Below are 26451 nucleotides of genomic sequence, written 5' to 3' on the forward strand. Positions count from 1 at the left end.
CCGTCGGCGGAAGCCGGCACCGTGGGTTAGGTCGCCTTGATCGTCTTGAACACCCCCTGGCTCTGCGCCAACTGGTTGATGAGCCTTGCAGCGCCGTCGGTCGGCTCGGTGCCCTCCACCCGCAGCACCACGCGGACGTTGCCGCGCTGGCGGGTCACGCCCGTATCCAGGCCGATGCGCGGCGGGGGCCGGCGCGAAGAGGACCACGCCTCGCCGACCGGGTCGGCCCCGGGGTCCGCGCCGGACTCCTCGGCCGCCAGCTCGCCCAGGTCGGCCTCGAAGCTGATTTCCACGTCCTTGATCCGGAGGTGGTTGGTCGACACCAGGGGCAGCAGCGGCGCGCGGTAGAGGTCCTCGTCGCCTTCCTCCGCGGCCGGGTGCAGCGAGGGCAACCGGAAGCTCACGCTCCTGGGGCGGTTGTCCTCGTCGAAGTAGCCGCGGATGGTCGCGATCTGGTGGAGGTTGATGCTGTCCTGCGCTTCGATCACGGCGCTGCTCAACGCCTCGATCAGCGAGTGGAACGAGATCTTTCCCTTCATGGTGGATCCTCCCGTTTCGTTCCGTCCGCTTCGGTCCCGGCGATGGCCGGCGGCGGTGTGGATGCAGGTATATCGCCGCCGCCGGCGGCGTCATTGCCCGGGCGTCGCACGCGCTTGACCCGCTGTTGCATCTCAGCGTTCGCGCCTGTGCAGGCTGCTCGAAGGCGCCTCGCCGTAGTGGTGGCGGTATGCGCGGCTGAAGCCGGAAAGGCTCACGAAGCCGACCGAATAGGCGACCTCGGAGACGTTGCATTCGCCTTCCTTAAGCAGGCGCCGCGCCAGGTGCATGCGCGTGTCGCGGATGAAGGCGCCCGGTGCCATGCCGGTCATGGCGACCAGCTTCCGGTGAAGCGTCGACCTGGACATGTGCATGGCCGAAGCCATCGCGCTGACCGACAGGTCCTCCTCGTCGACGTGGTGCTCTACCCAGCTGCGTGCGCGGGACAAGAGCCGTTCCGCGCGTCGTCCGTACTGGTGCCCGCCGCAGTCCCGCACGCCGATTCCATCCGTGGTCCCGCCGCGCGAACCGGCGTGGACTGCGTAGACAAATGGACCATCCTGGCCTTCCATTGCATGCCCCTCCAGCCTGACCAATCGCTCCGCAGGGGAGCGGACGCATCGGTGGAAGCGGCAGGACATCGCTACGACAGCTCGACCGCAGCGACGTCCTGATCACCGCCAACCGATGCGATGGTGTAAGCCGAAGTGCGCCCCCGGGGTTTGACGGGATGTTCCAGTGACTTGCCTGGGCGTTTCAATCGCATGCGCCCGCACGCGCCGACCTGTACGCGGCTGTCCGATGCGGCGCCACCCACCTGGGTCTGGCAACACCGCGCCGCTCCCGCCGCCGTGCGGCCACGCTTTGCGGACGCCACCCTGGCTGCAGCCGTTCACCCGACGCGTGGCTCAACGCCTTCGTCCACGACATGCGCCCATCCTGGAGGTAGACGCGCAGGAGGCCTGGCGTCCCGGAGCAGCTCCCCGTTCCGGCACGCTGCGCGCACGTACACGTGCCCGTGCGCAGGTCGTTCGTTCGAAGGGCTGCACCGGTGCAGCCACCACCAGGAAGCCTCGGCCATGCCCCGACAGGGCAGGGTCCGGTGCCTCGCCCACGGCTATGGCCTTGATCAGACCGCGCGGTGCGCGGCGCCATGTGAGGGACGTCACGTTCCCGGCGGTGTATCGGGAATCCGCGCACGGTGCGGCGCGGCCGGGCATGCCGCCCGGCCGCCGTCGGGGGTCCCGCCCTCAGCGCCCTGCCGCGCGATGCGGATAGCGCGCGAAGATCTCGGCCATGGCCGAATCGATCTTCGCTCCGCGCTCAGCCGGCGTGCTGCTGCGGCTGGCGCGGCCCACGGCCACGCCCGTCCATACCAGGCGGTTCTGGCGCGCGTCCACCAGGTCGACGTTGAGGGTGCCCTCGGTATAGCGGCGCACGTCGGTGCGGTCGCGCCAGTACGGCACGGCCACGTAGGCGCGGGCGCGGTAGCTGTAGTAGTAGCTGTAGTCCACCTCGGGCATGGTGGTGACGTCGGTGCGCTCCTGCAGGTAGGCGTTGAGGTTCACCCACAGGTCCGGATCGCGCTCGTCGTAGACGTAGCCGCGCGCTTCCATCTGCGCCCGCGCCGCGTCGCGCAGGCGGTTGCTGGTCGGGGTCGAGTAGCCCTGCGCCTCGATCGCCAGCGGCGAGTAGAAGGCGAAGGTCCGGTAGCGGCCGAAGTCGGCCGTGGGATCGATCTCGCTGCTGACGCGTGGACCGGTGGCACAGGCGGCCAACAGCGTGGCCAGGACCAGCAGGAAGGCGATGCGTGGAATGCGGAGGTAGCGATTGAAGCGGGCCATGGCATGCTCCCGTCTTCCGGGGCGGAAGACCTGGTGCCGGATCATCCGCGCGGGCGCGTGAACACCGCGGGATCGGGACGATCCTCCCCTCCCGCTCCGGGGCGGGCGGCTCGGCCAGCGCCAGCAGCACCTGCATCGCCTTGAGCGTCAGCCGCCGGGTTTCCTGCGTGCCGGCAAGCGCCACCAGCCTGCGGTCGAGGTCGACCTCGTGCCGTCCGACGCGCAGCAGCCTGCCGCCCGCCGCAGGCTGGTTCCGGGAACTCGTGTCCGCAGCTGCCATCCGTCCCCACGTAATCCAGGTTGCACGGAGTGCACGGCGGCAACGCGTCCGCGTGCGGAGCCGCGCACCCCATGCACGCGGACCGTCCGGCAAGGCGCGCACACTAGCCGGGGGGTCCGGCAGCGCCATGTGTCTTTGGTACGGGGGCACAACGTCCCAGTCAGCAGCCGGTGGGGAAGCAGGCCGCCGACCGGCGCGGGACGCCAATCGCGGCAAACCCTGGCGGCCATCGCCGGCTACCGTGCGCGGCCGGCAGGCGCCGACACTCGCCACCGGCCGCAGCGGGTTCCCGCCTGTCTGCGGCCGGCGCCAGCGGCGCCATTGCGCCTGGCCGCGGCACGGGAGGGGCCGCGGCCAGGCGCCTTCTGCGCTAGCCGGCGCGGTAGACCTCCGCGCCCTGCTCGCGGAACTGCGCCGACTTCTCGGCCATGCCCGCCTCCAGCGCGGCCTGTTCGTCCACCCCGCGCTCGGCGGCATAGTCGCGCACGTCCTGGGTGATCTTCATCGAGCAGAAGTGCGGGCCGCACATCGAGCAGAAATGCGCCAGCTTGTGCGCTTCCTTGGGCAGGGTCTCGTCGTGGAACTCCTTCGCCTTCTCCGGATCCAGGCCGAGGTGGAACTGGTCCTCCCAGCGGAACTCGAAGCGCGCCTTGCTCAGCGCGTTGTCGCGCACCTGCGCGCCGGGGTGGCCCTTGGCCAGGTCGGCCGCATGGGCGGCGATCCTGTAGGCCATGATGCCGTCGCGCACGTCCTGGCGGTTGGGCAGGCCCAGGTGCTCCTTCGGGGTGACGTAGCAGAGCATGGCGGTGCCGTACCAGCCGATCATCGCCGCGCCGATCGCGCTGGTGATGTGGTCGTAGCCGGGCGCGATGTCGGTGGTCAGCGGTCCCAGGGTGTAGAACGGCGCCTCGCCGCACTCGCGCAGCTGCTTGTCCATGTTCTCCTTGATCAGTTGCATCGGCACGTGGCCCGGGCCTTCGATCATGGTCTGGACGTCGTGCTTCCACGCGATCTTCGTCAGTTCGCCCAGCGTCTCCAGCTCGCCGAACTGGGCTGCGTCGTTGGCGTCGGCGATGCAACCCGGGCGCAGGCCGTCGCCCAGCGAGAAGGCCACGTCGTAGGCCTTCATGATTTCGCAGATTTCCTCGAAGTGGGTGTAGAGGAAATTCTCCTTGTGGTGCGCAAGGCACCATTTGGCCAGGATCGAGCCGCCGCGCGACACGATGCCGGTGACGCGCTTCGCGGTCAGCGGGACGTAGCGCAGCAGCACACCGGCGTGGATGGTGAAGTAGTCCACGCCCTGCTCGGCCTGTTCGATGAGCGTGTCGCGGAAGATCTCCCAGGTCAGCTCCTCGGCGCGGCCGTCGACCTTCTCCAGGGCTTGGTAGATCGGCACCGTGCCGATCGGCACCGGCGAGTTGCGGATGATCCACTCGCGGGTCTCGTGGATGTGCTTGCCGGTGGACAGGTCCATCACCGTGTCGCCGCCCCAGCGGATCGCCCACACCAGCTTCTCGACCTCCTCGGCGATGCCCGAGGACACCGCGGAGTTGCCGATGTTGGCGTTGATCTTGGTGAGGAAGTTGCGGCCGATGATCATCGGCTCGCTTTCCGGGTGGTTGATGTTGCACGGCAGGATCGCGCGGCCACGGGCGATCTCGTCGCGCACGAACTCCGGCGTGATCAGCTCCGGGATGCTGGCGCCGAAGCTCTGCCCCGGGTGCTGGGCGCGCAGCGCCGCGTCGCGCACCGCCTCCAGGCGCTGGTTCTCGCGGATGGCGACGAACTCCATCTCCGGGGTGACGATCCCGCGCCGCGCGTAATGCATCTGGGTGACGTTGGCGCCGGCCTTCGCGCGTCGCGGCAGGCGGCGCCCGGGGAAACGCACCGCGTCCAGCCTCGGGTCGTGCTCGCGCGCGCGACCGAACTCGGAGGTCAATGCCGGCAGCTCCTCGGTGTCGCCGCGTTCGGCGATCCACTGCGCACGCAGCGCCGGCAGGCCGGTGGCAAGGTCGATGCGGGCATCCGGGTCGGTGTACGGACCGGAAGTGTCGTAGACGGTGACCGGCGGATTGTCCTCGCCGCCGAACACGGTCGGCGTGCGGGTCAGCGCGATCTCGCGCATCGGCACGCGGATGTCCGGGCGCGAACCTTCGACGTGGATCTTGCGCGAGCCGGGGATCGGCCGGGTGACGGAGCCGGAAAGCTGCGCGGTCTGCTGGAGCAGGGAGGCGGGGATGGCATTCATGCGTTGTGTCCGTCCGTTCTGGGGAGAACCGCACCTGGGTGCGGGGCGGGACGACGGGCCACGCATGCGCGGCACCGCCGCCCGAAGCGGGCGGACACAGGACGGACGTATCCCGTCCTGCGAAGCTTCCCTACGCCGGTATCAGCCGGATCAGGTTCCAAGGGACTGTCTCAACCGCGCGCCCGGGATCGGCGTCGCGGTACCCCCGCTTCGGCCGCGATTAGACCACAGACCGCGCGTGCTTGCCGGCGGCCGGCCGCGACGGCCCGGCAACGGCCCCGTTGCTAGACTGCCCCGCCTCCAGGCACCCGGAGCCGGCATGGTCTTCCGCATCTCCTTCCTGTTGATCGTGCTGCTGGCGGCCGCGGCGGGGCTGGCACCGGCACGCTTCGCCGCGGTCGTGGACGGGATGCTCGCCGGCATGCTCGCCAACACCGGGTGGCTCTACCTGCTGGTGGTCTTCGCCACCCTGCTGTTCATGCTGTACCTGGCGTTCGGCAGCCTGGGCGAGCTGCGCATCGGCGGCGAGGATGCCGAACCGCAGTTCGCGGTGGGCAGCTGGCTGGCGATGCTGTTCGCCGCCGGCATGGGCATCGGCCTGGTGTTCTGGGGCGCGGCCGAGCCGCTGTCGCACTACTTCAAGCCGCCCGAGGGACTGGAACCGGCGAGCATGCCGGCCGCGCGCGCGGCGATGCGTTACGCGTTCTTCCACTGGGGCCTGCATCCGTGGGCGATCTACGCCCTGGTCGGGCTGGCGATGGCCTGGTTCCAGTACAACCGCCGCGGCCGCGGCCAGCTCAGCGACCTGCTGCAGCCGGTGCTGGGCAGGCACCATCGCGGCTGGGCCGGCCGCTGCGTGGACATCGCCGCGGTGGTGGCCACCGCGATCGGCGTCGCCACCACCCTGGGCTTCGGTGCGCTGCAGATCACCGCCGGCCTGCGCACGGTGTTCGGCACGCCCACCGGTACCGGCATGCAGCTGGTGGTGATCGGCGCGGCCTTCGTGCTGTACATGGCCTCCAGCCTCAGCGGCGTGGACCGCGGCATCAAGTGGCTGTCCAGCGCCAACCTCGCGCTGGCCGGGTTGCTGCTGCTGGCGGTACTGGCCCTGGGCCCGACCGCGTTCCTGTTCGACCTGTTCACCAACGCGCTGGGCGGCTACCTGGACCGGCTCGTCGGCATGAGCCTGCGCATGTCCCCCTTCTCCGGCAGCGCCTGGGTCAGCGAGTGGACGATCTTCTACTGGGCCTGGTGGATCTCGTGGGCGCCGTTCGTGGGCACCTTCATCGCCCGCGTGTCCTACGGCCGCACCATCCGCGAGTTCGTGGTCGGCACGGTGCTGGCGCCGAGCCTGCTGGGCTTCGCCTGGTTCGCGGTGTTCGGCGGCATGGCGCTCTGGCAGCAGCTGTTCGTGGTCGACCTGCAGCCGGTGCTGGAAAGCGGCTACGAGAACGTGCTGTTCGCCCTGTTCCAGCAGCTGCCCGGCAGCACCGCGCTGAGCGCGGTGGCGGTGGCCCTGCTGGCGTTGTTCTTCGTCACCTCGGCCGACTCGGCGGTGCTGGTGCTGGCCAGCATGTCCAGCGACCAGGCAGGCGATCCGCCGCCGCTGCGGCGGGTCGCCTGGGGCGTGGCGATCGCTGTGGTGGCCGCGGCCCTGCTGCTGGCCGGCGGCCTGGACGCGCTGCAGGGCCTGGTGACCATCTCGGCCCTGCCGTTCGCGTTGTTGCTGGTGCTGGTGATCCTGGCCATGCACCGCACGCTCGCCCATGCGCGCGAGGTGCGCCGGCGGCGGACGCAGGCGCTGCGCCACGCCCTGGAGCACTGGGTCTACGGGCCGCACCGTACCCGCGGCCCGGCACCCCCGCCCTACTCCAGCGAGTAGCCGATCCGGAAGCCGCCCCAGTGGCGGTCGCCCACGTACACCGGCACCGACAGGTCGAACATGATCTGGCCGGTGTCGCGGCGGTAGACCTGCAACCGGTACGGATCGGTGTGCGCGCCCACGCTGCGGCCGACGCGGTCGCCGAAGATACGCTTGGTGCGGTTGCCGACCAGGTCCTTGGCGCGGTCGCCGGTCATGGGCTGGCAGTAGCGCTGGTTGTGGGTGGGCACGTAGCCGTCGGGGTTGGCGCTGATCGCGAACACGATCCACGGCTCGGCATTGGCGATCGGCTCCTGCAGCGGCGGCAGGATGCGGTCGCACAGCGAGTCGAACGGGGTGCGGTACTTGGGTGGATCGATCCCGGGGATCTGCTTGTACTCGCGCGAGAACAGGGCATCGGCGCCGATCCGGCCATCGGCCACCGCCGCGGCCAGGGCCATGCCGATGCGGCGCGCGCCGGCCTCGGCGAGCTCGCGCACGCGCGCGTGCCGCGGCACCCGCATCGGGTCCGGCGGCAGGCGGAACAGGCCGACGCAGTCGTGCAGCGTGGCCACGCCCTGGCCCAGCGCCTCGCTCAGCTCGGCCACGTGCGCGGCGTGCTGGAGGTTGCTGTGGCCCAGGCCGACCACCTGCTCCACCGCCCGGTCGATCGCCATCACCTCCTCGCCCTGCGAGGCGATGCGCTCGGCCACCGACTCCATCGCCGCACCGGCGCCTTCCAGCGACTGGCCGATGCCGGCCAGGACCTCGCCGGTGTGGCGCGCCGAGTCCGCGCTCTCGCCCAGGGCCTCGACCGTGCCGCCGACGATGGCGCGCACGTCGCGCGCGGCGCTGGCTGCGCGTTCCGCCAGGCGCCGGATCTCGCTGGCGACCACGGCGAAGCCGCGACCGGCCTCGCCGGCGTGCGCGGCCTCGATGCCGGCATTGATCGACAGGATGTTGGTCTGGAAGGCGACCGAATCGATCACCTCGATGACCTCGCCAGCGCGCGCCGCCCGCGCCTCGACCTGTTCCATCGCCGCGGCCAGGGCGCGGGCGGCCTCGCCGCCGCGACGGGCGTCGGCGTCTGCGCGCACCGCCGCCGCGCGCACTTCCTCCAGCTCGCGACGCACCTCGTCCAGGTCCTTGCGCAGGCGCCGGGTGGCGGCCAGCACCGTCTCCAGGGCCTCGGCCTGGGCGCGGGTCTGCTGCGCCAGCTCGTCGTTCTCGCCCACCTCCTTGGGCACGTCGGCAGCCAGCTGTACCGACAGCGACACGGCCTGCCGCACCGCCTCGGCCAGGTTGCCGAAGCCGGCCGCCAGGCGCCGGCCGGGCTCGCTCTCGGCATGTGCCGCGGGCAGCTCCAGCGCCAGGTCGCAGCGCGCCAGGGTGTCGTTGACGTGGGCCAGCAGCTCCAGCGGCGTGCTGGCGCCGGCCAGGCCCTGGGCCAGCGGGGCCAGCAGCGGATGGGGGACGGTCGCCCCGGGGTTACCGGCCAGCAGCGCGGCTTCCCGCATCAGGGTGGCGGGTTCGGCATGCGGCAGGGAGACGATCCAGCCCTCGTCGTCGGCCTGGTAGCGCAGGCGCCGCGCGGGATCGTCGCCCGGCGCGGCCCAGACGCCACCCGCACGGGCGAGCTCCCCGACCTCCAGCCCCCACAGCGGGCCGGAGGCTGGCACCGGCAGGACGGCGTCCTCCAGGCCAAGCAGGTCACTGGCGGCACGATTGGCCGCGACGATGCGGCCCTCGCGGTCCAGACGCAGCAGTGCGACCGGCGCGTCCGGCAGCGCAGGCGCGGTGGCCTGCCCTTCCGTCAACGTCGGTGCCGACCCGGTAGTCGACATGGCTATTCCTCCTCTCCCTTTCCGGCATATCGGCCGCGGAGGCTGGGGCCTGAAGGCGGAGGCGACTTTGCGATGCGTCGGGCCGGGTCGTACCTGACTGGTTCAGGGAAGCTCGCGCATCTGCCGCGCGTGTGCGGAGACGATCCCCAGGGTCGAGGCGTCGCTGTCGAACAGCGAGAACAGGCCCTGCGCCTCCTGCGGCGGATCGCCGGTGAAGGGATCGCCCTCCTTCCACATCCAGTCCGGGTTCGAGGTGCGGCCACGACCGCCCCAGGCCCAGAAGTTGGAACCGGCGATCGGCGCACCGGCGCGTGCGTGTTCCAGGACACGGTCGTAGACCGCCTGGTAGAAGCGGTCGCGCGCGACCACGGTCGAGGCCGGATCGTACGAGCCCCGGTCGCGGTCGAGGCCGAACTCCGACAGCACGATCGGCTTGCCCAGCCGGGCCGCCATTTCCACGTGGCGGTCGATGTATTCCAGCGAGGTCTCCAGGCCCGGCTCCAGCCGCGCCGCCGGGTCCTGGTGGTCGATCCAGCCCCAGTTGGACGGCCACAGGTGGAAGGTCAGGTAATCGATCGCGGGCGAGGCATGGGCGATGAGGTAGTAGTCATCCTCGCCCAGCGAGCCCTTGCTGCCCTCGCTGCCGGTGCTGACCAGCTGCTTCGGCGCGAGCTCGCGGATGAAGCGGGCGGTGTCGTCCAGCCAGGCGCGGTAGGCCTGGAAGCTGGCGACGCCGCCGGCATCGCTGCCCGGGCGCGGCTCGTTGGCCAGCTGCCATGACATCACCGTCGGGTCGTCGAAGTAGGCAAGGCCGTTGATGCTGTTGCGGCGGGTGACCACCGTGCGGGGCGCATCGCGGTAGGCGGCCTGGGCCTCGGGCATGGCGTAGAAGCGCGCCGAGTTCTGCATGAAGCCGTTCCAGTCGCCGGTCTCGTCCGGGTCGAACACCGGTTCGCCGGTGAACCAGGACACGTACTGCGACATGCCGCCTGACCACTGCCAGAAGTTGTTGAGGTACAGCACGGCCTTCATGTCGCGCCGGCGCATCTCGTCCAGCAGCACGTCCAGGCCTTCGAGGAGGCGCTGGTCGTACTCGCCCGGGGCATGCATGAAGGCCGGGCGCACCCCGCGCCTGAAGCCGCTGGCCTCGCTCATCGCCAGCACGCGCAGGTTGTCGATGCCGGCGGCCTTGAGCTGGTCCAGCTCGGCGCGCAGGCGCGCGCGGTCGCCCACCCCGTCCGCCGCCCCGAGATAGGCGCCGTACCAGAAATTCGCGCCGGCGAAGCGGTAGGGCCTGCCATCGAGGACGAAGCCGGCCCCCTCCACCCGCACGAAGCCGGACTGGGCCAGCGCCGGCATCGCCTGCAGCCCCGCCAGCAGTACCGCCGCAAACACGACGGCCCTGCGGCCGAGGCCAGCTGTCCACGTCCCACGCATGCGCGACTCCCCTTGTCTGGACCGGGTATTGGAACCGCAACCGGCGCCGCCGGCATGCTGCATGCGCACACGCGATGCAGCCGGGTGGCGTGCGCCGGTACCGGGCGCGTGCCTCAGTAGCCGGCGGCCTGGCCATCCTTGCGGCTCTCCGAAGCGCCGTAATACACGCCGGTCTCCGGATCGCGGGCGATGGCCTGGTAGCCGCCATAGGGACCGTCGGCGAAGGTCACGCGATGGCCCTTGCGCATCAGCGCGCGGACGGTCTCCCAGGAGAATCCGGTCTCGAGGTTGACCTCGCCGCCATCGCTCATCGCCGTGCCGGCGCCGGTGGGTTCGGTCGAGCCCTCGTGCTGGATGCGCGGCGCGTCGCCGGCCTCCTGCAGGTTCATGCCGAAGTCGACCAGGTTCATCACGATCTGCACGTGGCCCTGCGGCTGCATGGCTCCGCCCATCACGCCGAAGCTCACCCACGGCTTCCCGTCCTTCGTGACGAAGGCCGGGATGATGGTCTGGAACGGGCGCTTGCCCGGGGCGTAGCAGTTGGGATGCTCGGGTTTGCGCCCGCAGCCGGCCAGCACGAACATCTCGCCGCGGTCCTGCAGGATGAAGCCCAGCCCGTGCGGGGCCATGCCACTGCCCATGCCGCGGTAGTTGGACTGGATCAGCGAGACCATCATCCCGTCGGCATCGGCGACGGTCATGTAGATGGTGTCGCCTTCCTCCAGCTGCCTGGGCGTCGCCGGCTGCACCTCGCGCAGGGCCTTGTCCGGCGAGATCAGGGCGCGGCGCCGGGCGGCGTAGTCCTTGGACACCAGGCGCTCCACCGGCGCCGGCTGGAACGCCGGGTCGGCATAGAAGCGCGCGCGATCGGCGAAGGCCAGCTTCTTGGCCTCCACGAACAGGTGCACGTGCTCGGCCGAACCGAACGGGATCTTCGAGAAGTCGTAACCCTCGAGGATGTTGAGCATCTGCAACGCGGCGATGCCCTGGCTGTTGGGCGGAAGCTCCCACACGTCGTAGCCGCGGTAGCTGGTCGACACCGGCTCCACCCACTCGCCCTGGTGGGCGGCCAGGTCCGCGTAGGACAGGAAGCCACCGTTGGCCTTGAAGTAGGCATCGATCGTGCGGGCGATGTCGCCCTTGTAGAACGCGTCGCGTCCGCCGTCGGCGATCTTCTGCAGCGTGTCGGCCAGGTTCGGGTTCTTCCACAGCTCGCCCTTGCGCGGGGCGCGGCCATCGATGGTGAACTGCTCGGTGAAACCCGGGTACTGCGACAGCCGCGGCACCGAGCGCTCCCAGTAGTAGGCGATCACCTCGTGCACCGGATGGCCCTCGCGCGCGTAGCGGATTGCCGGGGCCAGGTTGTCCGCCATCGGCAGCCGCCCGAAGCGGCCATGCAGCGCGAACCACCCATCCACCGCGCCGGGCACCGATACCGGCAACGGACCATGGGCGGGGATGTCGGTGAGCCCGCGGCGGCGGAACTCGGCCAGGGTCAGGGACTTCGGCGAGCGGCCGGAACCGTTGTACCCGTAGAGCTTCCGCGTCTCCGGATCCCACACGATGGCGAACAGGTCGCCGCCGATGCCGTTGCCGGTCGGCTCCATCAGGCCCAGCGCGGCGTTGGCGGCGATCGCCGCGTCCACCGCGGAGCCGCCCTGCTTCATGACGTCCAGCGCGATCTGGGTGGCCAGCGGATGCGAGGTCGCGGCCATCGCATGCGGCGCGATCACCTCCGAACGGGTGGCGAAGGCGTGGCCGGTGACGCGGTCGGCGGCGGTAGCGGCCGCGGGCAGCAGTGCCGCGGCGCACAGGAACAGGGAACGGATCGGCATGTCAGGCACCATCATGGGACCGCCGCAAGATAGACGATCCGGACGTGCCGGTGGCGCGCGCGCCGTGCGGCGATGCCACGCCGGCGGCGGCCGCGCAGCGGCCGCCAGGCCCGATCAGGCGCCGTCCAGCAGCTCGCGGTTGCGTACCGCGCCCTTGTCGGCGCTGGTCGCCAGCAGGGCGTAGGCCTTGAGCGCCGTGCTGACCTTGCGCGGCCGCGGCTGCGCCGGGCGCCAGCCTTTCGCGTCCTGCTCGGCGCGACGCCGCGCCAATTCGCTCTCGTCCACCAGCAGGTCGATGCTGCGCGCCGGGATGTCGATGCGGATGCGGTCGCCGTCGCGCACCAGGCCGATCGCGCCGCCAGCCGCAGCTTCCGGCGATGCGTGGCCGATCGACAGCCCGGAAGTTCCGCCGGAGAAACGGCCGTCGGTCAGCAGCGCGCACTTCTTTCCGAGCCCCTTCGACTTGAGGTAGCTGGTCGGATACAGCATCTCCTGCATGCCAGGGCCGCCCTTGGGGCCTTCGTAGCGGATCACCACCACCTCGCCCGGCTGCACCTCGTCGCCGAGGATGCCCTTCACCGCCGCGTCCTGGCTCTCGTACACCCGCGCCGGGCCCTCGAACACCAGGATCGATTCGTCCACGCCGGCGGTCTTCACCACGCAGCCGTCCAGCGCGATGTTGCCGTGGAGCACCGCGAGCCCGCCTTCCTTCGAGAAGGCGTGGTCCATGTCGCGGATGCAGCCCTCGGCGCGGTCGGTGTCCAGCGACGGCCAGCGCGTGTCCTGGCTGAAGGCGACCTGGGTCGGGATCCCGGCCGGACCGGCACGGAAGAAGGTGTGCACGGACTCGTCGCCGGTGCGGGTCACGTCCCAGCGCTCGATCGCCTCGCCGAGGCTGGGCGCGTGCACGGTCGGCACGTTGGTGTGCACCAGGCCGCCACGCGCCAGCTCGCCGAGGATGGCCATGATGCCGCCGGCGCGGTGCACGTCCTCGATGTGGTACTTCTGCGTGTTCGGCGCGACCTTGCACAGCTGCGGCACCTTGCGCGAGAGCCGGTCGATGTCGCGCAGGGTGAACGGCACTTCGCCCTCCTGCGCAGCGGCCAGCAGGTGCAGGATGGTGTTGGTCGATCCGCCCATGGCGATGTCCAGCGCCATCGCGTTCTCGAACGCCTCGAAGGTGGCGATGCCACGCGGCAGCGCGCGCTCGTCACCGGCGCCGTACCAGCGATGGCACAGCTCGACCGCGGTCACGCCGGCCCGCTTGAACAGCGCCTCGCGGTCGGCGTGGGTGGCGACCACGGTGCCGTTGCCCGGCAGCGACAGGCCCAGCGCCTCGGTCAGGCAGTTCATCGAGTTGGCGGTGAACATGCCCGAGCACGAACCGCAGGTCGGGCAGGCACTGCGTTCCACCGCCGCGACCTGCTCGTCGGAGGCATTCGGGTCGGCCGCCATCACCATCGCGTCGATCAGGTCCAGCTTGTGGTCGGCAAGGCGGGTCTTGCCCGCTTCCATCGGACCGCCGGACACGAACACGGTGGGGATGTTGAGCCGCAGCGCGGCCATCAGCATGCCCGGGGTGATCTTGTCGCAGTTGGAGATGCACACCAGCGCATCCGCGCAATGCGCGTTGACCATGTACTCCACCGCGTCGGCGATCAGTTCGCGGCTGGGCAGCGAATACAACATGCCGTCGTGGCCCATGGCGATGCCGTCGTCGACGGCGATCGTGTTGAACTCCTTGGCCACGCCGCCCACGCGCTCGATCTCGCGCGCCACCAGCTGGCCGAGGTCCTTCAGGTGGACGTGGCCGGGCACGAACTGGGTGAACGAGTTGGCGATGGCGACGATCGGCTTCTGGAAGTCGCCATCCTTCATGCCGGTGGCGCGCCACAGGGCGCGGGCGCCGGCCATGTTGCGGCCGTGGGTCGAGGTGCGGGAGCGGTATTCGGGCATGGTTCTGCGGCGGCTGGCGAAAGGCGGGCGCGCATGCGCGGCGGCATGGCCGGCTGCGGGATGAGGCGCGCGATGGACGCCCCGATTGTGATGCGTTTCTACGGTTGCGACTGCAACAGTAGTGCGCCATGACGGGCCGCTTGACAAGCCCGGAAATGGCGTGCTTTCCTGCGACCCATGCTGCATCGCCACACCGTCGCCGTCGACCTTCTGGACGCCCCCGCCATCGCCGCGGGCTCGGTCCTTCTCGTCGTCCTTATTACCTCGCCAACAGGTGCGGGACGAGCCGGCGTGTAAGCAGCAAACAGACGCCAGAACCTCAGAACCCCGCACCGGAAGGCGCGGGGTTTTTTGTTTCCGGCTTCCACAAGGTTCCGTCCGGAAAGTTATCAGCAGAAACGAATTCGATCCGGCAAATTCCCAAGCTTCGCCTTCCCATCCACGCAACCGCACAGGACCACGCCAATGACCAGCAGCACCTCCACCAAGATCGCGATCGTCGGCTACGGCAGCCAGGGCCGCGCGCACGCGCTGAACCTGCGCGATTCCGGCTTCGACGTGACCGTGGGCCTGCGCCCCGGCGGTCCTACCGAGGCCAAGGCCCAGGCGGACGGTTTCGTGGTCAAGAGCCCGGCCGAGGCGGTGAAGGATGCCGACCTGGTCGCCGTGCTGACCCCGGACATGGTCCAGAAGAAGCTCTACGAGGAGGTCCTGCGCGACAACCTCAAGCAGGGCGCGGTGCTGCTGTTCGCCCACGGCCTCAACGTGCACTTCGGCATGATCACCCCGCGCGAGGACCTGGACGTGGTCCTGGTCGCGCCCAAGGGCCCGGGCGCGCTGGTCCGCCGCGAGTACGAGATCGGCCGCGGCGTGCCGTGCATCTACGCCGTGTACCAGGACAGGTCCGGCAAGGCCGAGGAGTACGCCCTGGCCTACGCGGCCGGCCTGGGCGGCGCGCGCGCCAACATCATCAAGACCACCTTCAAGGAAGAGACCGAGACCGACCTGTTCGGCGAGCAGGCCGTGCTGTGCGGCGGCGCCTCGTCGCTGGTTCAGGCCGGCTTCGAGACCCTGGTCGAGGCCGGCTACCAGCCGGAGATCGCCTACTACGAGGTCCTGCACGAACTGAAGCTGATCGTCGACCTGTTCTACGAGGGCGGCATCACCCGCATGCTCGAGTTCATCTCCGAGACCGCCCAGTACGGCGACTTCGTCAGCGGCCCGCGCGTCATCGACGCCTCGGTGAAGGCGCGCATGAAGGAGGTCCTGAAGGACATCCAGGACGGCACCTTCGTGCGGAACTGGCAGGCCGAGTACGACGCGGGCCTGCCGAACTACAGGAAGTTCCAGCAGGCCGACAAGGACCATCCGATCGAGAAGGTCGGCAAGGAACTGCGCGCGAAGATGGTGTGGCTGCAGGCCAACGCCGATCCGGCCACCAACGACCAACCTGCCAAGAAGACTGCCGCCGCATGAACGCCAAATCCCCGACAGCGACGGCGGCCGGGCTGCGCAATGGCGCAGCCTGGGTCGCGCACGCGCTGGAGGCCGAGGGGGTCGACACCATCTTCGGCTATCCGGGCGGCGCGATCATGCCGTTCTACGACGCCCTGGTGGATTCGGGGCTGCGCCACATCCTGGTCCGCCACGAGCAAGGAGCCGCCCTGGCGGCCAATGGCTACGCGCGTGCGTCCGGGCGGGTCGGGGTATGCGTGGCGACCTCCGGGCCCGGCGCCTCGAACCTGGTCACCGGCATCGCCGATGCGATGCTGGACTCGGTCCCGATGGTCTGCCTGACCGGCCAGGTACCGACGACGCTGCTGGGGACCGATGCGTTCCAGGAACTGGACGTGTTCGGCATGACCATGCCGATCGTCAAGCACAGCTTCCTGGTCCGCAGCGTGGACGACCTGCCGCACGTGATGGCCGAGGCCTTCCGCATCGCCCGCGAAGGCCGCCCCGGCCCGGTGCTGGTCGACCTGCCCAAGGACGTCCAGGTCGGCGCCGCCACCCACCTGCCGGCGCACGTGCCGGCGACGGTTGAGGCGCCGCCGCCGCCGCCGGACGAGGCACTGGCCGAGGCCATCGCCGCGATCGCCGCCGCCGAGAAGCCGGTGGTCTACGGCGGCGGTGGCATCGGCATCTGCGATGCGGTGGAGGAGTTCCGCCAGTTCGTCGAGGCCACCGGCATCCCGACCGTGCTGACCCTGCGCGGCCTGGGCGCGCTGCCGGGCAACCACCCGCAGTACCTGGGCATGCTGGGCATGCACGGCACCCGCGCCGCGAACATCGCGGTGCAGGAATCGGACCTGCTGGTGGTGGTCGGCGCGCGCTTCGACGACCGCGCCACCGGCAAGCTGGCCGAATTCGCGCCGTTCGCCCGGGTCATCCACCTGGACGCCGACGCCTACGAGATTTCCAAGCTGCGCACCGCCGACATCGCCCTGCCGGGCGACATGGCCACCGGCCTGCGCGCCCTGGCCACCGCACGCAGCACCGCGTCGGAATGGCGCAAGCGCTGTGCCAGCCTGCGCGAGAAACACGCCGCGCGCTACGACGCCCCCGGCACCGACATCTATGCGCCGGCGCTGCTGAAGCGGGTCAGCGAGCTGAGCCCGGACGCGATCATCACCGCCGACGTGGGCCAGCACCAGATGTGGGTGGCGCAGCACTGCCGCTTCTCGCATCCGCGCAACCACCTGACCTCGGGCGCCCTGGGCACCATGGGCTTCGGCCTGCCGGCGGCGATGGGCGCGCAGTTCGCCTTCCCCGAGCGGCCGGTGGTGCTGGTCAACGGCGACGGCGGCTTCATGATGAACGTGCAGGAGCTGGTCACCATCGCCCGCTGCAGGCTGCCGGTGAAGATCATCCTGCTGGACAACAGCGCCCTGGGCATGGTCCGCCAGTGGCAGGAGCTGTTCTTCGACAAGCGCTACAGCGAGATCGACCTGTCCGACAACCCGGACTTCGCCGCGCTGGCCCAGGTCTGCGGCATCCCGGCGACCCGCATCGAGCAGCGCTCGCAGGTCGAGGACGCGCTGGCGGCGCTGCTGTCCGCGCCCGGCCCGGGCCTGCTGCACGTGAAGATCGACGCCAAGGCCAACGTCTGGCCGCTGGTGCCGCCGAACACGGCCAACAGCCACATGCTGGAGGCCAACCCCAATGAACAGAAGGCAGAGTCAGCTCATGCACTACCGGCTTGACCTGGTGCTGAAGCCCGTGGAGGGCGCGCTGGTGCGCGTGATCGGCATGACCGAGCGCCGCGGCTTCGCCCCGCGTGCGATCCAGGGTTCGCCCGCCAGAGACGGGCGCTGGCGGCTGCAGCTGGTGGTCGACGGCGGCCGGCCGGCCGAGACCCTGCGCCGCCAGCTGCAGAAGGTGTACGACTGCGAATCGGTGCAGATCGTGCCGGTCGACGGGCCCCTGCCGGGCCAGGCCGATGCGCCCACCGGAGCGGCGCCATGAACATGCATGTCCAGCCCGCGACCGCCGTTGCCGCCCATGCGGAGGCAACGGTGCGGAGGTGCCTTCTCGGAGATCGCGCGGAGCGCCACGGCGATGCCTGACACCGGCCGCGTCAGCACCGGGGAACCGGACGTCGGCGTCGCCGACGTGCTGGCCGCGCAGTCGCGCCTGCGCCGGTTCCTGCCGGTCACGCCGATGCACCTGGCAGAGCGCTTCGGCGTGATGCTGAAGCTGGAGAACCTGCAGCGCACCGGTTCCTACAAGGTCCGCGGCGCGCTTAACGCGATGCTGGCCGCGCGCGAGCGCGGCGACGAGCGCCCGGTGATCTGCGCCTCGGCCGGCAACCACGCCCAGGGCGTGGCCTGGGCCGCCTACCGCCTGGGCGTGCAGGCGATCACGGTGATGCCGCACGGCGCGCCGCAGACCAAGATCGCCGGCGTCACCCATTGGGGCGCCACCGTGCGCCAGCACGGCGACAGCTACGACGAGGCCTACGCCTTCGCCTGCCAGCTGGCCGAGCAGTACGGCTACCGCTTCCTGTCCGCCTTCGACGACCCGGACGTGATCGCCGGCCAGGGCACGATCGGCATCGAGATCGCGCCGCACGCGCCGGACGTGGTGATCGTGCCGATCGGCGGCGGTGGCCTGGCCTCCGGCGTGGCCCTGGCGCTGAAGTCACAGGGCGTGCGCGTGGTCGGCGCCCAGGTCGAGGGCGTGGATTCCATGGCCCGCGCCATCCGCGGCGACGTGCGCGAGATCGCCCCGGCCAAGTCCCTGGCCGACGGCGTCCGGGTGAAGGTGCCCGGCTTCCTGACCCGTCGCCTGTGCGCGCGCCTGCTGGACGACGTGGTGATCGTGCGCGAGGCCGAGCTGCGCGAGACCCTGGTCCGCCTGGCGCTGGAGGAGAACCTGATCGCCGAGGGCGCCGGCGCCCTGGCCCTGGCCGCCGGCCGCCGCGTGGCCGGCAGGCGCAAGTGCGCCGTGGTCTCCGGCGGGAACATCGATGCCGCGATCCTGGCCCAGCTGCTGTCCGAGGTACGCCCGCGGCCGCCGCGCAAACCGCGCCGGCGCAGCCGCGGCCCCGAGCCGGCCGCCGCCGTCCCGGGCGATGGTGCGGCGCGCAAACCGAATCCACTGGCAAAGCGCCGTACAGTCGCTAACCTGTCTTCCAAACCCACCATTTCCGCCCCAAAGGCGCCCACCGCGCCGCAGCCCGTCAGCGAAGAGGAGTTCACCTGGTGAACGCGCAACAGTCCCAAGCCCAAACCCAGGTCTCCCCGGCCCGCATCCGGGTCTTCGATACCACCCTGCGCGATGGCGAGCAGTCTCCCGGCTGCAGCATGACCCCGCCGCAGAAGCTGGTGATGGCCCGTGCCCTGGCCGACCTGGGCGTTGACGTCATCGAGACCGGGTTCCCGGCCAGCTCGCAGTCCGACCGCGAGGCCATGGCCCTGATCGCCCGCGAGATCCGCGAGCCGACCCTGGCGGTGCTGTCGCGCTGCCTGCAGGCCGACATCGACATCTCGCTGCGCGCGCTGGAGGCGGCGGCGAAGCCGCGCCTGCACGTGTTCCTGTCCACCAGCCCGCTGCACCGCGAGCACAAGCTGCGCATGAGCCGGCAGCAGGTGCTGGACCGGGTGGTCGAGAGCATCCGCCATGCCAAGGGCCATATCGACGACATCGAGTTCTCCACCGAGGACGGCACCCGCACCGAGGAGGATTTCCTGCAGGAGGTCGTGGCCGCGGCGATCGCCGCCGGCGCCACCACGATCAACATCCCGGACACGGTCGGCTTCACCACGCCGGAGGAAATCCGTGGCATCTTCCAGCGCCTGATCGCGCAGGTGCCGGGGGCCGACAAGGTCGTCTTCAGCGCCCACTGCCACAACGACCTGGGCCTGGCCGTGGCCAATACCCTGGCCGCGATCGAGGGCGGCGCACGCCAGGTCGAGTGCACCATCAACGGCATCGGCGAGCGCGCCGGCAACTGCGCGCTGGAGGAGATCGTGATGGCGCTGAAGGTGCGCAACGCGTTCTTCGAGGCCGACACCGGCGTGGACACCCGCCGCCTGGTCCCGACCTCGCAGCTTCTGCAGCGCCTGATCGGCATGCCGGTGCAGCGCAACAAGGCGGTGGTCGGCAGCAATGCCTTCGCCCACGAGTCGGGCATCCACCAGCACGGCATGCTGCGCCACCGCGGCACCTACGAAATCATGCGCCCCCAGGACGTGGGCTGGCCGGACACCCAGATGGTGCTGGGCCGCCACAGCGGCCGCGCCGCGGTCGAGCAGCGCCTGCGCGCGCTCGGCTACTACCTGGAGGAGGCCGAGCTGGACATGGTCTTCGCCGACTTCAAGGCGCTGTGCGAGCAGCAGCGCGTGGTCACCGACGCCGACCTGCAGCACCTGATGCAGGACACCGGCGACGGCGAGGGCTACCGCCTGGCCTCGATGACGGTCAGCGACGCCGGCCAGCGCGCCAGCGCCACGGTCGAACTGTCCGATCCGGACGGCCGCCGCGTGGCCGAGACCGCCGAGGGCGACGGCCCGGTGGACGCGCTGTTCGCGGCGCTGTCGGCCGCCACCGGCGTGCAGCTGAGCCTGGAGAGCTACCAGGTGCACAGCGTGGGCCTGGGCACCGACGCGCGCGGCGAGGCCAGCCTCAGCGTGCGCCATGGCGAGGACGAGTACGAAGGCACCGGTACCAGCCGCGACATCATCGAGGCCAGCGCACTGGCCTGGCTGGACGTGGCCAACCGCCTGCTTCGCCAGCGCCGTGCCGCGGGGAACAGCGAGCAGCTGGCCACCGCCTGACCGATCCACACCCGACCGGCCGCCGGTGGGGAGCCGGCGGCCGGCTTCCTTTCAACAGACCGCCGACCGGCGCTCCCCGTGCCGGTCGTCGAGGAACGTTCCATGCCCATCGCTGAAAGCAATCCGGCTGCCGCGCTCAGCTTCGACGCCGCCGTGAACCGCGCCCTGTCGCGCCGTCCCGCCGATACGCCGCTGCCGCCACGCCCCGACGCGTCCGACTGGGACGGCCCGGTGAAGCCCGCAGACACACCGCGGGCGACGTCCGCGTCCGTGCCGGAGCCTGACCCGTCGCTGCCCGCGCCTGATCCCGACGCCGCGCGTGACGCGGCCTGAGTCCCCTCCGTTACGAGGCACCCCATGCACGCGAACATCGTCGTACTGCCCGGTGACGGCATCGGTCCTGAAATCGTCTCCGCGACCCTGCCGGTGCTGGAGGCGGTCGCCGCCCGCCCCGGCCACAGCTTCTCCTTCCAGGAGCACGACATCGGCGGCATCGCCATCGACCGCCCCGGCGAGCCGCTGCCGGCCAGCACGCTGGAAGCGGCCAGGAAGGCCGACGCGATCCTGCTCGGTGCGGTCGGCGGGCCGAAGTGGTCCGATCCCAATGCGAAGGTGCGTCCGGAGCAGGGCCTGCTGGCGATCCGCAAGGGCCTGGGCCTGTTCGCCAACCTGCGCCCGGTGCGCCCGCACGCGGCGGCGCTGGGCGCCTCGCCGATCAAGTCCGAACTGCTGGAAGGCGTGGACATCGTGGTCGTGCGCGAGCTGACCGGCGGCATCTACTTCGGCGACAAGACCCGCAGCGCCACCGATGCCAGCGACCTGTGCCGCTACACCGTGGCCGAGATCGAGCGCGTGGTGCGCAGCGCCGCCACCCTGGCGCGTAGCCGCCGCGGCCATCTCACCTCGGTGGACAAGGCCAACGTGCTGGAGACCTCGCGCCTGTGGCGCGACGTGGCCGCGCGCGTGGTGCGCGAGGAATTCCCGGACGTGACTCTGGAGCACCAGCTGGTCGATTCCATGGCCATGCACCTGCTGTCCAGGCCGCGCGCCTACGACGTCATCGTCACCGAGAACATGTTCGGCGACATCCTCACCGACGAGGCCTCGATGCTGGCCGGCTCGCTGGGCCTGCTGGCGTCCGCTTCGCTGGGCGACGGCAAGATTGGCCCTGACGGATCGCCGAAGGCGGAACGTCAGGTTGGATTGTTCGAACCGATCCACGGCTCGGCGCCGGACATCGCCGGCAAGGGCATCGCCAATCCCTACGCGACCATCCTCAGCGCGGCCATGCTGCTGCGCCACTCGCTGGGCCTGGAAGCCGAGGCCGCCGCGGTCGAGGCCGCGGTCTCGGCGGCGCTGGACGACCGCGTGTTCACCGCCGACCTCGCCGCGGCCGGGCAGGCGGTCAATACGCAACAGGCGGCGCAGGCGGTGATCGAACGCCTGCGCTGAGCACGCCGCACAGAACGCGCCACACCAGACCAGGAGTGCAAGCCATGCCAGGTTCCAGGGAAGAATTCCTCGAGCGGGTGCAACGCCGCGATCCGGGCCAGCCCGAGTTCCTGCAGGCGGTGAAGGAAGTCACCGCCAGCCTGTGGCCGTTCCTGGAGCGGCACCCGCAGTACGCGCGCGACGGCCTGCTCGACCGCCTGGTCGAACCCGAGCGCGTACTGCAGTTCCGCGTCGCGTGGGTCGACGACCGCGGCCAGGTGCAGGTCAACCGCGCCTTCCGCGTCCAGCACAGCTCGGCGATCGGCCCGTTCAAGGGCGGCATGCGCTTCCACCCGTCGGTGAACCTGTCGATCCTGAAGTTCCTCGCCTTCGAGCAGACCTTCAAGAACGCGCTCACCACCCTGCCCATGGGCGGCGGCAAGGGCGGCTCGGACTTCGACCCCAAGGGCAGGAGCGACGGCGAGGTGATGCGCTTCTGCCAGGCGTTGATGCTGGAGCTGTACCGCCATCTTGGCCCGGACACCGACGTGCCGGCGGGCGACATCGGCGTGGGCGCGCGCGAGGTCGGCTACATGGCCGGCATGATGAAGAAGCTCTCCAACCAGGCCGGCTGCGTGTTCACCGGCAAGGGCCTGGCCTACGGCGGCAGCCTGATGCGCCCGGAAGCCACCGGCTACGGCACGGTCTACTTCGTCGAACAGATGTTGCACCACGCCCAGCGCCAGACCCATGGCGCACGCGTACTGGTCTCCGGCTCCGGCAACGTGGCCCAGTACGCGGCGGTGAAAGCCACCGACCTGGGCGGCAAGGTGCTGACCTTCAGCGATTCCAACGGCACGCTCTACGCGCGCGACGGCTTCGACATGGAAGCCATCGAGGCGGTGATGGACCTGAAGAACGTGCGCCGCGGCCGCCTGGCCGAACTGGCCGAGGACCCGCGCTTCGAATACCTGCCTGGCAAGCGGCCCTGGCATATCCCGGCCGAGATCGCCCTGCCCTGCGCCACCCAGAACGAACTGGATGGCGAGGACGCGCGCACCCTGGTGAAGAACGGTGTCATCTGCGTGGCCGAGGGCGCGAACATGCCCTCGACCCTGGAGGCGGTGGACGTGTTCCTGGAGTCCGGCACCCTGTACGCGCCCGGCAAGGCCTCCAATGCCGGCGGCGTGGCCACTTCGGGCCTGGAGATGAGCCAGAACGCCGCGCGCCTGGCCTGGCACCACGCCGAGGTCGACGAGCGCCTGCACGCGATCATGAAGGACATCCACGGCAACTGCGTGCGCCACGGCAAGCGCAAGGACGGCACGGTCAACTACGTCGACGGCGCCAACATCAGCGGCTTCGTCAAGGTCGCCGACGCGATGCTCGCGCAGGGCGTGTACTGACCGCAGGTGGCGCGGCGGCCACGCCGTAGCGCCACGCGGTTGGCCGGTTTGCCACGTCGCAGCACGGGCGCGTCCGCGCGGGCGCCCCCTTGCTTCGTGCCGCCGCGGCCGGGTTCCGTCGGCGTTTCCGGCGCTTCATCGCAGGCCCTCTCCGCCGGCCGGCAGCGCCGTGCCAGTCTCCGGCCACCTTCGCTGCCGGAGACCTGCCATGCGGCTGTTCCTGCTTCCGATGATCCTGCTGCTGGTGGCCCCCGCGGCCGTGGCCAGGGAGCCGGGCTGGCAACTGGAACCAGCCGTGGAGCACCGCATCGATCCGGCCGCCCTGGCCGCGATGGAACAGGCCATCGAGGCGGGCGACTTCGGCCAGGTCACCAGCGTGCTGGTCGCCCGCGATGGCGTCCTGGTCTACGAACGCTACTTCGACGAAGGCGGTGCCGATGCGCGCCGGGACACGCGCTCGGCCACCAAGACCGTCGCCGGCATGCTGGTCGGCATCGCCCAGGCCGAAGGCCGGATGCGGGCCGACGCCCCGGTGCTGCCGCTGCTGCGACGGCCGCCGCCGGCCCATCCGGATCCGCGCAAGGACGCGATCACGGCGGTGGACCTGATGAGCATGTCCTCGTTGCTGGAGTGCGACGACTGGAACCAGTGATCGCGCGGCAACGAGGAACGCATGTACCTGGTCGAGGACTGGGTGGGCTTCTACCTGGACCTGCCGATCCAGGGCTTCCCGGCATGGATGAAGCGACCGGAGGATTCGCCTTACGGGCGCAGCTTCCGCTACTGCACCGCGGGCGTGACCACGCTCGGCGCCGCGATCCAGGCCGCCGTCGGCCGCCCCCTGCAGGACTATGCCCGCGACAAGCTGTTCGACCCGCTGGGCATCGAAGCGCCGGCCTGGCAGCTCTCGCCGCTGGGCCTGGCCCAGGCCGGCGGCGGGCTGGCCCTGCGCAGCCGCGACCTGCTCACCCTGGGCGAGCTCTACCGCCGCGGTGGCGAATGGTACGGCCGCCAGCTGGTGCCGGCGGCGTGGGTGGCCGAATCCACCCGGCCGCATGCGCGCATCGAGGACGACATCGACTACGGCTACCTCTGGTGGCTGCACCACGACACCAGCGAGGGCCGCACGTTCGATTCGTTCGCGATGAACGGCACCGGCGGCAACACGGTGCGGGTATTCCCTGCGCAGCAGCTGGTCGTGGTGGTCACCACGACCAACTACGGCATGCAGGATGCACCGCGGCGGACCTTCCGCCTGCTGACCGGGAAGCTGCTGCCGGCGGTCAGGTGAGCTGCCAGCGGCGCGATCGGGCGGCGCGGACGACCCGCGCCGCGCAATGGATCAGGCGCCGGCGTTGAACAGCCAGGGCTGGGCGGCGCGGTGGCGCGCCTCGAAGGCGGCGATCGCGTCCTTCTCCTGCAGGGTCAGGCCGATGTCGTCCAGGCCGTTGAGCAGGCAATGCTTGCGGAAGGCGTCGATCTCGAAGCCGTACTGCACGCCGTCCGGGCGCGTCACCGCCTGCGCGGCCAGGTCCACGGTCAGGGTGTAGCCCTCGGTGGCCTCGCACTGGTGGAACAGCTCGTCGACCTCCTCGTCCTTGAGCACGATCGGCAGCAGGCCGTTCTTGAAGCTGTTGTTGAAGAAGATGTCGGCGAAGCTGGGCGCGATGATGGCGCGGAAACCGTATTCGTCCAGCGCCCACGGCGCGTGCTCGCGCGAGGAGCCGCAGCCGAAGTTCTCGCGCGCCAGCAGCACGCTGGCGCCCTGGTAGCGCGGGAAGTTGAGCACGAAGTCCGGGTTCAGCGGGCGGGTGCTGCAGTCCTGTCCGGGCTGGCCGACGTCCAGGTAGCGCCACTCGTCGAACAGGTTCGGGCCGAAGCCGGTGCGCTTGATCGACTTGAGGAACTGCTTGGGGATGATCTGGTCGGTGTCGACGTTGGCGCGGTCCAGCGGGGCGACCAGGCCGGTATGGGTGGTGAAGGCTTTCATTCGGCGGTCTCCTCAGGCCTGGACCAGTTCGCGCACGTCGACGAAGTGGCCGGCCACCGCGGCGGCGGCGGCCATCGCCGGGCTCACCAGGTGGGTGCGGCCACCGGCGCCCTGGCGACCCTCGAAGTTGCGGTTGGACGTGGAGGCGCAATGCTCGCCGGCGCCGAGCTTGTCGGGATTCATCGCCAGGCACATGGAGCAGCCCGGCTCGCGCCACTCGAAGCCGGCCTCGATGAACACCTTGTCCAGGCCCTCGGCCTCGGCCTGGGCCTTGACCAGGCCCGAGCCCGGGACCACCAGCGCCTGCTTGATCGTCGGCGCAACCTTGCGCCCGCGCGCCACCGCGGCGGCGGCGCGCAGGTCCTCGATGCGCGAGTTGGTGCAGGAACCGATGAACACGCGGTCCAGGCGGATCGAGGTGATCGGCTGGTTGGGCTCCAGGCCCATGTACTTCAGTGCGCGCACGATCGAGTCCTTCTTCACCGGATCGGCCTCGCGCTCCGGATCCGGCACCGCGGCGTCGACCGCCACCACCATCTCCGGCGAGGTACCCCAGCTGACCTGCGGCCTGATGTCCTCGGCGCGCAGCTCGACCACGGTATCGAAGTGCGCGTCCGGATCGGAAACCAGGGTGCGCCACAGCGCCACGGCCGCGTCCCACTGCTCGCCCTTGGGCGCAAACGGGCGGCCCTTCACGTATTCGATGGTCTTCTCGTCCACCGCCACCATGCCCACCCGCGCGCCGGCCTCGATGGCCATGTTGCAGATGGTCATGCGGCCCTCGATCGACAGGCCGCGGATCGCGCTGCCGGCGAACTCCAGCGCGTGGCCGTTGCCGCCGGCGGTCCCGATCCTGCCGATCACCGCCAGGACGATGTCCTTGGCGGTCACGCCCGGGCCGAGCTTTCCTTCGACCCGGACCTGCATGTTCTTCATCTTCTTCGCCACCAGGCACTGGGTGGCCAGCACGTGTTCCACCTCGGAGGTGCCGATGCCGTGCGCCAGTGCTCCAAAAGCGCCATGCGTGGAGGTGTGCGAGTCGCCGCAGACCACGGTCATGCCCGGCAGGGTCGCGCCCTGCTCCGGGCCGACCACGTGGACGATGCCCTGGCGGGCGTCGTCCATCCGGAACTCGAGGATGCCGAAGTCCTCGCAGTTCTCGTCCAGGGTCTGCACCTGCAGGCGCGACACCGGGTCGGCGATGGCCTGCAGGCCGCCGGCGCGCTCGGCGCGGGTGGTCGGCACGTTGTGGTCGGGCGTGGCGATGTTGGCGTCCACGCGCCAGGGCTTGCGGCCGGCGAGCCGGAGTCCCTCGAACGCCTGCGGCGAGGTCACCTCGTGCAGGATGTGGCGGTCGATGTAGATCAGCGAGGAGCCGTCGTCGCGACGGGTCACCTCGTGCATTTCCCACAGCTTGTCGTACAGGGTCTTGCCGGCCATCCCTCTGTTCCTCTGGCGGTGGCGGGCGTGCACGGCCCGCCGGGCTGAAGGGAAATCCTGCCGC

19 protein-coding genes, 1 pseudogene and 1 riboswitch are annotated in these 26451 nt (G+C 70.6%); of the genes and pseudogenes, 10 read left to right on the plus strand and 10 right to left on the minus strand.

The genetic code is table 11. The annotated features are described in order from the left end of the window. Nucleotides 1-26 precede the first annotated feature (26 nt). The 4 genes from CSC68_RS00535 to thiC form a co-directional block, all read right to left on the minus strand. Nucleotides 27-539, minus strand: coding sequence for a DUF2589 domain-containing protein (locus CSC68_RS00535; protein ID WP_162201560.1), 513 nt, complete (start codon nucleotides 537-539; stop codon nucleotides 27-29). Nucleotides 540-671: 132 nt separating this feature from the next. Beyond that, complete coding sequence (locus CSC68_RS00540) at nucleotides 672-986, minus strand: helix-turn-helix transcriptional regulator (RefSeq protein ID WP_162201561.1); 315 nt, start codon at nucleotides 984-986, stop codon at nucleotides 672-674. An 801-nt stretch (nucleotides 987-1787) separates the two neighbouring features. Then, entirely contained in the window at nucleotides 1788-2381 is a 594-nt protein-coding gene (locus CSC68_RS00545; RefSeq protein ID WP_162201562.1) for a DUF4136 domain-containing protein, read from the minus strand. A gap of 650 nt (nucleotides 2382-3031) precedes the next feature. After that, on the minus strand, nucleotides 3032-4909 hold the full coding sequence (gene thiC / locus CSC68_RS00550; protein ID WP_162201563.1) for a phosphomethylpyrimidine synthase ThiC: 1878 nt from the start codon (nucleotides 4907-4909) through the stop codon (nucleotides 3032-3034). 109 nt (nucleotides 4910-5018) lie between these two features. Further along, nucleotides 5019-5126: riboswitch (TPP riboswitch) on the minus strand. Between the two features lie 102 nt (nucleotides 5127-5228). Here thiC and CSC68_RS00555 point away from each other — a divergent pair. Next, nucleotides 5229-6791 (plus strand): BCCT family transporter, encoded by a 1563-nt coding sequence (locus CSC68_RS00555; protein ID WP_162201564.1) that lies wholly within the window; start codon nucleotides 5229-5231, stop codon nucleotides 6789-6791. On the opposite strand, the gene CSC68_RS00560 is transcribed toward CSC68_RS00555, so the two are convergent. The 4 genes from CSC68_RS00560 to ilvD all read right to left on the minus strand — a co-directional run bounded on the left by CSC68_RS00560 (nucleotide 6776) and on the right by ilvD (nucleotide 13842). After that, entirely contained in the window at nucleotides 6776-8614 is a 1839-nt protein-coding gene (locus CSC68_RS00560) for a methyl-accepting chemotaxis protein (protein WP_162201565.1), read from the minus strand. The genes CSC68_RS00555 and CSC68_RS00560 overlap by 16 nt on opposite strands. A gap of 102 nt (nucleotides 8615-8716) precedes the next feature. Then, nucleotides 8717-10051 (minus strand): glycoside hydrolase 5 family protein, encoded by a 1335-nt coding sequence (locus CSC68_RS00565; protein ID WP_246193403.1) that lies wholly within the window; start codon nucleotides 10049-10051, stop codon nucleotides 8717-8719. A 113-nt stretch (nucleotides 10052-10164) separates the two neighbouring features. Next, a complete protein-coding gene (gene ggt / locus CSC68_RS00570; protein WP_425501180.1) occupies nucleotides 10165-11886 on the minus strand; it encodes a gamma-glutamyltransferase in 1722 nt (573 codons plus the stop codon). A gap of 114 nt (nucleotides 11887-12000) precedes the next feature. Further along, a complete protein-coding gene (gene ilvD / locus CSC68_RS00575) occupies nucleotides 12001-13842 on the minus strand; it encodes a dihydroxy-acid dehydratase (RefSeq protein ID WP_162201566.1) in 1842 nt (613 codons plus the stop codon). 465 nt (nucleotides 13843-14307) lie between these two features. Between ilvD and ilvC the strand changes: the two genes are divergently transcribed. The 9 genes and pseudogenes from ilvC (at nucleotide 14308) to CSC68_RS15855 (ending at nucleotide 24248) form a co-directional block, all read left to right on the plus strand. Continuing rightward, nucleotides 14308-15318 carry a ketol-acid reductoisomerase gene (gene ilvC / locus CSC68_RS00580; protein WP_162201567.1) on the plus strand — a complete coding sequence of 337 codons (1011 nt, stop codon included), beginning with the start codon at nucleotides 14308-14310 and terminating at the stop codon, nucleotides 15316-15318. Further along, nucleotides 15315-17045: an acetolactate synthase 2 catalytic subunit gene (gene ilvG / locus CSC68_RS00585; RefSeq protein ID WP_162201568.1), complete on the plus strand. Its 1731-nt coding sequence runs from the start codon at nucleotides 15315-15317 to the stop codon at nucleotides 17043-17045. Before ilvC ends, ilvG begins: the two co-directional genes overlap by 4 nt. Further along, nucleotides 17029-17307, plus strand: a complete 279-nt coding sequence (locus CSC68_RS00590; protein ID WP_162201569.1) for an ACT domain-containing protein — start codon at nucleotides 17029-17031, stop codon at nucleotides 17305-17307. Before ilvG ends, CSC68_RS00590 begins: the two co-directional genes overlap by 17 nt. A gap of 93 nt (nucleotides 17308-17400) precedes the next feature. Continuing rightward, nucleotides 17401-18549 carry a threonine dehydratase gene (locus CSC68_RS00595; protein WP_162201570.1) on the plus strand — a complete coding sequence of 383 codons (1149 nt, stop codon included), beginning with the start codon at nucleotides 17401-17403 and terminating at the stop codon, nucleotides 18547-18549. Further along, nucleotides 18546-20120: a 2-isopropylmalate synthase gene (locus tag CSC68_RS00600; RefSeq protein WP_162201571.1), complete on the plus strand. Its 1575-nt coding sequence runs from the start codon at nucleotides 18546-18548 to the stop codon at nucleotides 20118-20120. Before CSC68_RS00595 ends, CSC68_RS00600 begins: the two co-directional genes overlap by 4 nt. 102 nt (nucleotides 20121-20222) lie before the next feature. Further along, nucleotides 20223-20453, plus strand: a complete 231-nt coding sequence (locus CSC68_RS00605) for a hypothetical protein (protein WP_162201572.1) — start codon at nucleotides 20223-20225, stop codon at nucleotides 20451-20453. 24 nt (nucleotides 20454-20477) lie between these two features. Next, a complete protein-coding gene (leuB, locus tag CSC68_RS00610; RefSeq protein ID WP_162201573.1) occupies nucleotides 20478-21572 on the plus strand; it encodes a 3-isopropylmalate dehydrogenase in 1095 nt (364 codons plus the stop codon). Between the two features lie 44 nt (nucleotides 21573-21616). Next, a complete protein-coding gene (gdhA, locus tag CSC68_RS00615; RefSeq protein ID WP_162201574.1) occupies nucleotides 21617-22957 on the plus strand; it encodes an NADP-specific glutamate dehydrogenase in 1341 nt (446 codons plus the stop codon). Nucleotides 22958-23288: 331 nt separating this feature from the next. After that, nucleotides 23289-24248 (plus strand): annotated as a pseudogene (locus tag CSC68_RS15855) (serine hydrolase domain-containing protein). 51 nt (nucleotides 24249-24299) lie between these two features. Here the strand turns inward: CSC68_RS15855 and leuD are convergent. Both leuD and leuC read right to left on the minus strand, forming a co-directional pair. Further along, entirely contained in the window at nucleotides 24300-24947 is a 648-nt protein-coding gene (gene leuD / locus CSC68_RS00625; RefSeq protein ID WP_162201575.1) for a 3-isopropylmalate dehydratase small subunit, read from the minus strand. A 12-nt stretch (nucleotides 24948-24959) separates the two neighbouring features. Continuing rightward, nucleotides 24960-26387 carry a 3-isopropylmalate dehydratase large subunit gene (gene leuC, locus CSC68_RS00630; protein WP_162201576.1) on the minus strand — a complete coding sequence of 476 codons (1428 nt, stop codon included), beginning with the start codon at nucleotides 26385-26387 and terminating at the stop codon, nucleotides 24960-24962. Between the last annotated feature and the right edge of the window lie 64 nt (nucleotides 26388-26451).

It is taken from the genome of Pseudoxanthomonas suwonensis (assembly GCF_010093235.1).
Classification (GTDB): domain Bacteria; phylum Pseudomonadota; class Gammaproteobacteria; order Xanthomonadales; family Xanthomonadaceae; genus Pseudoxanthomonas; species Pseudoxanthomonas suwonensis.

Coding starts and splice junctions, on each gene's coding strand:
- CSC68_RS00535 (WP_162201560.1), bottom strand. CDS start 539: ATGAAGGGAAAGATCTCGTTCCACTCGCTGATCGAGGCGTTGAGCAGC.
- CSC68_RS00545 (WP_162201562.1), bottom strand. CDS start 2,381: ATGGCCCGCTTCAATCGCTACCTCCGCATTCCACGCATCGCCTTCCTG.
- thiC (WP_162201563.1), bottom strand. CDS start 4,909: ATGAATGCCATCCCCGCCTCCCTGCTCCAGCAGACCGCGCAGCTTTCC.
- CSC68_RS00555 (WP_162201564.1), top strand. CDS start 5,229: ATGGTCTTCCGCATCTCCTTCCTGTTGATCGTGCTGCTGGCGGCCGCG.
- CSC68_RS00560 (WP_162201565.1), bottom strand. CDS start 8,614: ATGTCGACTACCGGGTCGGCACCGACGTTGACGGAAGGGCAGGCCACC.
- CSC68_RS00565 (WP_246193403.1), bottom strand. CDS start 10,051: ATGCGTGGGACGTGGACAGCTGGCCTCGGCCGCAGGGCCGTCGTGTTT.
- ggt (WP_425501180.1), bottom strand. CDS start 11,886: ATGCCGATCCGTTCCCTGTTCCTGTGCGCCGCGGCACTGCTGCCCGCG.
- ilvD (WP_162201566.1), bottom strand. CDS start 13,842: ATGCCCGAATACCGCTCCCGCACCTCGACCCACGGCCGCAACATGGCC.
- ilvC (WP_162201567.1), top strand. CDS start 14,308: ATGACCAGCAGCACCTCCACCAAGATCGCGATCGTCGGCTACGGCAGC.
- ilvG (WP_162201568.1), top strand. CDS start 15,315: ATGAACGCCAAATCCCCGACAGCGACGGCGGCCGGGCTGCGCAATGGC.
- CSC68_RS00590 (WP_162201569.1), top strand. CDS start 17,029: ATGCACTACCGGCTTGACCTGGTGCTGAAGCCCGTGGAGGGCGCGCTG.
- CSC68_RS00595 (WP_162201570.1), top strand. CDS start 17,401: ATGCCTGACACCGGCCGCGTCAGCACCGGGGAACCGGACGTCGGCGTC.
- CSC68_RS00605 (WP_162201572.1), top strand. CDS start 20,223: ATGCCCATCGCTGAAAGCAATCCGGCTGCCGCGCTCAGCTTCGACGCC.
- leuB (WP_162201573.1), top strand. CDS start 20,478: ATGCACGCGAACATCGTCGTACTGCCCGGTGACGGCATCGGTCCTGAA.
- gdhA (WP_162201574.1), top strand. CDS start 21,617: ATGCCAGGTTCCAGGGAAGAATTCCTCGAGCGGGTGCAACGCCGCGAT.
- leuD (WP_162201575.1), bottom strand. CDS start 24,947: ATGAAAGCCTTCACCACCCATACCGGCCTGGTCGCCCCGCTGGACCGC.
- leuC (WP_162201576.1), bottom strand. CDS start 26,387: ATGGCCGGCAAGACCCTGTACGACAAGCTGTGGGAAATGCACGAGGTG.